The 6,328-nt window shown below is 66.0% G+C and carries 4 protein-coding genes; 3 read left to right on the top strand and 1 reads right to left on the bottom strand.

Going from position 1 to position 6,328, the window contains the following annotated elements; genetic code table 11:
* The first annotated feature begins 360 nt into the window (after window positions 1-360).
* The 3 genes from ACFWGJ_RS20150 to ACFWGJ_RS20140 all read left to right on the top strand — a co-directional run bounded on the left by ACFWGJ_RS20150 (window position 361) and on the right by ACFWGJ_RS20140 (window position 4,985).
* Window positions 361-1,143 (top strand): SDR family NAD(P)-dependent oxidoreductase, encoded by a 783-nt coding sequence (locus tag ACFWGJ_RS20150; protein ID WP_387326215.1) that lies wholly within the window; start codon window positions 361-363, stop codon window positions 1,141-1,143.
* A 300-nt stretch (window positions 1,144-1,443) separates the two neighbouring features.
* Window positions 1,444-2,748 carry an MFS transporter gene (locus ACFWGJ_RS20145; RefSeq protein WP_387326213.1) on the top strand — a complete coding sequence of 435 codons (1,305 nt, stop codon included), beginning with the start codon at window positions 1,444-1,446 and terminating at the stop codon, window positions 2,746-2,748.
* Window positions 2,745-4,985, top strand: coding sequence for an alpha-N-acetylglucosaminidase TIM-barrel domain-containing protein (locus ACFWGJ_RS20140; protein WP_387326210.1), 2,241 nt, complete (start codon window positions 2,745-2,747; stop codon window positions 4,983-4,985). The genes ACFWGJ_RS20145 and ACFWGJ_RS20140 overlap by 4 nt, the downstream gene beginning before the upstream one ends.
* A gap of 266 nt (window positions 4,986-5,251) precedes the next feature.
* On the opposite strand, the gene ACFWGJ_RS20135 is transcribed toward ACFWGJ_RS20140, so the two are convergent.
* Window positions 5,252-6,292, bottom strand: coding sequence for an aldo/keto reductase (locus tag ACFWGJ_RS20135; protein WP_387326207.1), 1,041 nt, complete (start codon window positions 6,290-6,292; stop codon window positions 5,252-5,254).
* Window positions 6,293-6,328: the final 36 nt, after the last annotated feature.

Below are 6,328 nucleotides of genomic sequence, written 5' to 3'. Positions count from 1 at the left end.
GCCGCCATGTCAGCACCCCACGGCGCACCTCCGCAACGCGACGAGCGGGCCTACGATCCCACACCACCCACGACGCACGGATCTTGGCAGACCGTCTACTGCCGAAGCAAGCTCAGGATAGAACGTTCGGTGTTGACGCGAACGCCTCCCCTCATGCATGCTTCCGCATAAGAACGAACGTTCTGCACCTCGACGGGCGACGCTTCGATGCGTCTCCTTCGAGCTCTCAACCCTGCCGAACATCGGGCTATTTTCATGACACGACCGGAGAAATACGTGAAGGAGGAAAAGAATTCGCTGGCATCATCCCCAAAATGAAGGGACTCACGTAAGCAAGAAAGAGATCGAAAGGAATGAAGTATGAAACTTAACCGGTTTTCCGACCGCGTCGCACTGATCACTGGGGGCGGGTCCGGCATGGGGGCCGCGATCGCTCTACGGCTCGCCGAAGAAGGCGCGACGGTAGTCGTCGCCAGCCGTGATACGGAGAAATTGAGCCGCACCGTCGACCAAGCCCGTGAGGGCAGCACGATCGTCCAGCGAGTGGTGGACGTCCGAGACGAGGCGGCTGTGGTCGAGCTGGTCGACGGAACGGTTCAATCGTTCGGCCGCCTGGACGTCCTTGTGAACTGCGCGGGTACGAGCGACATCGGTTTGCTCGCCGGGCTGGATGAGCAGACCTGGCAGGACATCATCGCCGTCAACGCGGGCGCGGTCCTCTACACAGCCAAGGCTGCGATCCCACATCTGGAGCGGACTCGGGGCAACATCGTGAATGTCGGCTCGTCCAACGCACTGCACAGCAACTACGGCCAGCCCGCCTACGGCGCCGCCAAGAGCGCCGCGGAAAGTCTGAGCGCCAGCATCGCGATTGAATACGGCGCGAAGGGAATTCGCTCAAATACGGTGCACCCGGGCGTGATCTATCCGACAGGCATGACCGGGTTCATGGGTGACATCCCGGGCGCCGTCGAGGCGTATTCAGCGCACATTCCCATGCGCCGCATGGGTACACCCGAGGAAATCGCCGCCGTCGTCGCCTTTCTGGCTAGTTCTGAAGCCAGCTACGTCAATGGTGCAGCCATCACGGTCGACGGCGGACTCAACCGCGTCATGCACCTTCCCCCGACTGTGAGCGTCTGAGTCAGCTTTTTGAGTGCAATGGACGGGGACTGTGTCCGTTGCGGATGTGCTCGCAGACCTGATGGTCGACCGAGGAAACCCAGGATCGTTTAGCAATCGGGCTCCGGTATCCGCACATGCTGTGCACCAGACGGGTGTCCTAGGAGGCGGATATCCAGGGGCGATCGTCAGCCGTGTCTCGTGCAGGTGACCGGCACATGGGTTGCGCCCCGCGGATGCCGCGGCGGAGGTGACCGGCATGACGGTTTTCCGCCCACTTCAGCCAGTGCCCGCGCCGCCCGACTACTCAAGGTAATCCACATGCATCTGCCGTCCCTGCGGCCGGGTGAGCCGAAGCACTCCTCACACGACGACGCCGGTCTACGACTCTGGCCAGTTCTGGCGTCACTGTTCCTGATCAATGTGTTCGGCTACGCAGCGATCGGCGGAGTGCTTTCCGTCCTGTTGCCGACGCAGGTCAGACACATCGCCGGAGACTCAGCCCCCTCGACTTTGGCGCTCATCACCGGAGTCAGCGCGATCGCTTCCCTTGCTGTGCCACCCGTGATCGGTCTGCTCTCCGACCGCACCCGAAGCCGGTGGGGACGACGGACCCCGTGGATCCTGTTCGGCGGCCTCGCGACGGCCGTTTCCCTCCTCCTGCTGGGCGCCGTCGGATCGGTTGCCGGGCTGCTCATCGGCTGGTTCCTGGTCCAGGGCACCGTGAACATCGGACTCAACGTCGTCCTGGCGGCGATCCCGGATCGAATCCCACCGCACCGCCACGGTCTCGCCAGCACCGTGCAAGGCCTGGGCCTGCCCGTCGGAAGTGTCATTGGAGTACAGCTCGGGGCGTTGTTCGTGGATTCCGCTGCGCTTGGCTACGGGCTACTGGCCACGGCCTTTGCGCTCGCCTCGGCAGTCTCGGCCTGGCTGGCCCGGGAGGTGCGGCACAGTCCGCCCGAACGGCATAGGCCGCGGAGCGCCAGTGCAGAATTGCGGCAGATGTTCGCCGGCCTCACCTTCAGCGACTACCGCTGGGTGTTCGTCTCCCGAACCGTCCTTTACCTCGGCTACAACATGGTCAACGGATTCACCCTTTACATCCTGCAGGATTTCATAGCGCCCCCACTGGGCGTGACGGCGGCCGAAGGCGTTGCCACCGCACTGACGATCAGCCTGGTCTTTGTCACAGTGGGTACTGCCTGCGCAGGGCCCCTCGTGGATCGCTTCGGACGGCACCGCGGTTTTGTGCTGATGTCATCGCTGCTGCTTTCCGGTGCGTTGTTCATCCCTCTCGGGTGGCAGACGTGGTCTGCGTTCCTGGTCTGCACCGCGCTGAGCGGACTCGCTCTAGGGCTCTACCTCGGGGTGGACCTGGCACTGGCGACACTCGTACTGCCGAAAACCGGTGACGCGGGCCGTGACCTCGGCGTATTCCACATCGCCTTGACCGCGCCTCAGGTCATCGCCCCTTTCATCGCATCACTAGCGGTGACGCTGCTCGGCGGCTATCCGACGCTCTTCCTTCTCGGCGGCTCCATCGCACTGATCGGATCCCTTGCGGTCCTGCGTGTCAGTCCGCAGCCCGTGTTCACGCAGCACACTCATCGGGAGACTCCATGACCGACAATCAGGATTCCGCATCGTCGGCAGCAGCCGCTCAGGCGGCGGTTCGCCGACTCAGCGGATTGCCGGAACACGCGGTCAGAGTCACCATCACCGCGCAGATCAACGATGGATTCCATGTCCGATCGAGCGGAGGCAAGCTGGTCATCACCGCCTCCGGCGCCGGTACGGCCGTCGCCGGCTACGCCTCGTTCGCACGCCGCACCGGTGTCGCGCACGTCTCGCGTCTCGGCACCCGGCCGGTCGCCCGCGACTTGCCTGAGGGAGCGGTGGTTTCCGGCGATGCGATGTTCGACCGACGGGTCGCTTACAACCTGACCGTCGGCGGGTACACGACCCCGTTCTACCACTGGGCGCAATGGGAACATGAGATCGATCTTCTCGCGGCAGGTGGAGTGAACGCAGCTCATCTCACTCTTGGCCAGGAGTTGGCCTATCTGAAAACATTCCTGCGCTACGGATACGACGAGCGGGAAATCCTGCAGTGGCTGGGACCGCCATCGCACCAGCCGTGGCTCTGGCTGAACAATATCCAGAACTTCGGCCGCGGTACCAGCAGGATCCTCATCAACAACCGCGCGACGCTGGCCCGTAGAGTGATCGAGCGAATGCAGGAACTCGATATCTGTCCGATCCTGCCGGGTTTCAGCGGTACGGTTCCGCCTGATTTCAGCAAGCACCAAGCGAGTGCCCGTACAGTATCGCAAGGCCGCTGGTTCAAGGACGTCGCCGGCCCGGTACGGCCTGACTGGCTCGACACGACCACCGAAGCCTACGCATCCGTGGCAGCGACGTTCTACAACGAGCAACGAGCCGCGTTCGGTACGACCGGAATGTGGGCAGTGGACCTGATCCACGAGGGCGGCACCACCGGAGGCACTGATCTCGGCTCGGCGGCCCGCGGGGTACAGAAGGCGATGACGGTTGCACATCCGGACGCCACTTGGGTCATGCAGGCTTGGGCCGGGAATCCTCGTCGTGAACTGCTCGAAGCCATCGACACCGATCGCGTCCTCGTGATCGACCTCACCGGTGAGCACCACCACGAGGACGGGTTCGGCGGAACGGACTGGGTGCTGGGCATCTTGCCCAACTACGGGGGTCGTACGGCCCTGTACGGTGACCTGGCGGACGTGGCGGCTCTGCCCCTCCGGTGGCGTCATGGCCACAGGGCACCCGGGTTGGTCGGGCTCGCCAATATGGCCGAGGGCGTCGGGAACAACCCTGTCCTGTGGGACCTTTTCCACGACCTCACCTGGGCTGGCCGGCCCATCGACCTGCGCTCGTGGGTTCAGGAGTGGACGGCATCGCGCTACGGCGCAGCGGACCCACAAGCCAACGAGGCATGGCGCATCCTGCTGCGCACCGCCTACGGACCATGGCGGCACGGCGCACAGGGCACCCTTCCCGCAGAGACCGTGCAGGCTTTGGCGGGCATCCCGGTCGACGCCACAGATGTGCACGGCGCACCCGAGTTCGCCGCGACTCTCCTCCAGGTGGCGGACGCCATGACCGAAGCCGTCCCGCCCTACGCCAGCACCGATTCGGTGATCGCAGCCGTGCCGAGTCTGGACGCGAACCAGGCCAGTCTGATGGGTCCGCGAGCCGCCGCCTATCCGGACGGAGCACTGATCCCGGCGCTGCGGGCACTGCTGGACGCCGCCGAGCGGTTGGACTCCCCAGGCATGTCCTACGATCTCGTGGACCTCGCACGCCAGGTCGCGGACGACGTGGCACGGACCGCCCTGCGCAAAGTCGCATCCGCCGCACGCTCACGTGATCTCACGGCCTTCGACGACGCCACACGGCACCTGCTCGACCTGATCGACGCGCAGGACGTCGTGCTCGCCACGAACGAACACTTTCTGCTTGGCAGATGGCTGGCCGACGCCCGAGCATGGGGCACCGACGAGGAGGAGAGTCGCTACCTCTCCATGGAGGCGAAGCGCCTCCTGACCTCCTGGGGCTATGAGGACTCAACCGTTCTGACCGAATACGCAACCCGCTCCTGGGCCGGTCTCGTGGGCGATTACTACCGCGCCCGCTGGTCTCTGTGGCTCGACGAAGTCCGCGCAACCCTCGTCGGCGGGACAACGAAGCCTGTCAATTGGTACAGCAAGGCGGACCAGTGGAACCGGGCGGAAACCAACTACCCCGACCGTCCGAACGGGGACACGCGGTCGGCCGCAGCTGCTGTCCTTGCTCTCGCTGTGCGAACCGTCCAGGACTCGTGAGGACACGGGTGGTGGCCAGACATCGCTGCCGGACCTCATGAGGCCTCCCGCAAGGTTCGGGGGGCGTCATCTGAACGGGCCTGCCGGCCGCGCCGACATGATCCAGCTCGCGAACGCCGTCGGTGAGGACCGGTAGGGGCGCGCCGCGGCAGGGGCTTGGCGTCGACGATTCGGTACCGCTCCGGCAACGGCGGACCAAGACCTTCTTGACTCGACGCCACTCCCCCGTAGCCGGGCCCGCAGCGCCCTGTCCGCACGGCGCGCGATCAGATCACTGGCACCGGGTGCCGGCGCAGCTTGCCGAGGTCGCCGCCGAAGATGCCGGGCAAGGCACCGGCCACCGCCTCGTGCGGGGTGCCGGGGGCGACGGCGCTCACGCGCTCCAGACGGTCGTACTGCTCCTGGGTCAGGTCGAGGTCGAGCGCGGCGAGGTAACCGTCGAGTTGCGCTGTGGTGCGCGCGCCGACCACGGGGATCAACGCCGTCGCGCTGCGGGCCGCCCTGCCGCGCAGCCAGGCCACGGACACCTGGGCGGCGCTCGCGCCACACTCGTCGGCGATTTCGAGGACGGTGTCCAGGACGGCCGTGGTGTGCGTGGTCTCGGGGCGCTCGATGCGTCGGCTGTCGGTGTCACCCTGCCGGTACTTGCCGGTGAGCAGACCGCCGGCCAGCGGCGAGTAGAGGGTGGCGCCGAGCCCGAACGCCTCCGCCATGGGCAGCAGTTCACGCTCCCCGGTGCGCTCGGCGAGGCTGTACTCGATCTGGATGCCGAGGACAGGAGCGCGGCCACGCAGGGTGGCGGAGGTCGCGGCGGCCGCCACCCTCCATGCCGGGAAGTTGGACAGGCCGCCGTAGCGGATCTTTCCGGCTCGCACCAGGTCGTCGAAGGCGGTGACGATCTCCTCGACCGGGGTGATGGTGTCGGGCAGGTGGGCATAGAACACGTCGATGTAGTCGGTCCGCAGCCGCCGCAGGCTGGCCTCCAACGACCGGATCATTGTCTTGCGGCCGTTGCCGGCGGAGCCGATGCCGCTCAGTCCGTCGCTGCCGGAGGTGTACTTGGTGGCCAGGACGAACCGCTCGCGATCGGTGCCCAGCAGTTCGCCGACGACCGTCTCGGACTGCCCGCCCTGGTAGCGGTCGGCGGTGTCGACGAAGGTGCCGCCCGCCTCGGCGAACGCCTCGAAGACAGCCCTCGCCGTGGCGGGCGGAGCGGGGGCGTCCGGCCTGGTGCCGAAGGTGGCGGTGCCGAGGGCGAGTTCGGACACACGTAGGCCTGTGCCGCGCCCGAAGGTGGTGTGAAGCATGACGGTGTCTCCGGGATGAGGTGTCGGATGGGACGA

The sequence above is a fragment of the Streptomyces sp. NPDC060205 genome, assembly GCF_042728395.1.
Taxonomy (GTDB): domain Bacteria; phylum Actinomycetota; class Actinomycetes; order Streptomycetales; family Streptomycetaceae; genus Streptomyces.
Note: the sequence above shows the minus strand (reverse complement) of the source record. Positions and strands in the feature narration are given on the sequence as shown.

Bases quoted from the DNA above. Each gene is read 5' to 3' on its own strand.
- ACFWGJ_RS20150 (WP_387326215.1), top strand. From the start codon at position 361: ATGAAACTTAACCGGTTTTCCGACCGCGTCGCACTGATCACTGGGGGC.
- ACFWGJ_RS20145 (WP_387326213.1), top strand. From the start codon at position 1,444: ATGCATCTGCCGTCCCTGCGGCCGGGTGAGCCGAAGCACTCCTCACAC.
- ACFWGJ_RS20140 (WP_387326210.1), top strand. From the start codon at position 2,745: ATGACCGACAATCAGGATTCCGCATCGTCGGCAGCAGCCGCTCAGGCG.
- ACFWGJ_RS20135 (WP_387326207.1), bottom strand. From the start codon at position 6,292: ATGCTTCACACCACCTTCGGGCGCGGCACAGGCCTACGTGTGTCCGAA.